This is a genomic window from Photobacterium chitinilyticum (assembly GCF_004104355.1).
In the GTDB taxonomy this organism is placed as follows: domain Bacteria; phylum Pseudomonadota; class Gammaproteobacteria; order Enterobacterales; family Vibrionaceae; genus Photobacterium; species Photobacterium chitinilyticum.
Window position 1 is genome coordinate 1 of sequence record NZ_RJLM01000148.1, and the last position, 346, is coordinate 346.

The window sequence follows — 346 nt, forward strand, 5'->3', positions numbered from 1 at the left end:
TCTAACCTGCCTCCCCAATCTGATATCCTCCCCAATCTGATATTATGGTGCCCGTATAGACCGAAATTCCGTTATGGTCCAATTCTGACCGGTAATAAATTCCGGGGCTTTGCAATATTTGATTGATTACAATTCTGTATATTCCATAGGGAATTCATTAAAGGAATGTTTCCAATAAAAATTCTTTGTTCTTGCATATTCCTTGTTCTTGCATATCCCTACTGGTTTTCCAAATTATTCCCGCAGATACATATAATTCAGAAGAATATGTGAGTGATTCATTTTATCCATCTCGTTCTTTTATCAGAGGTTCTACCAATTGATATGTTTCCACAAATAATTGAAA

The 346-nt window shown here is 35.3% G+C and carries 1 protein-coding gene; it reads right to left on the minus strand.

Annotated features, from left to right (window positions below; genetic code table 11):
* Position 1 precedes the first annotated feature (1 nt).
* Positions 2 to 115 (minus strand): hypothetical protein, encoded by a 114-nt coding sequence (locus EDI28_RS28215; protein WP_500048355.1) that lies wholly within the window; start codon positions 113 to 115, stop codon positions 2 to 4.
* Positions 116 to 346: the final 231 nt, after the last annotated feature.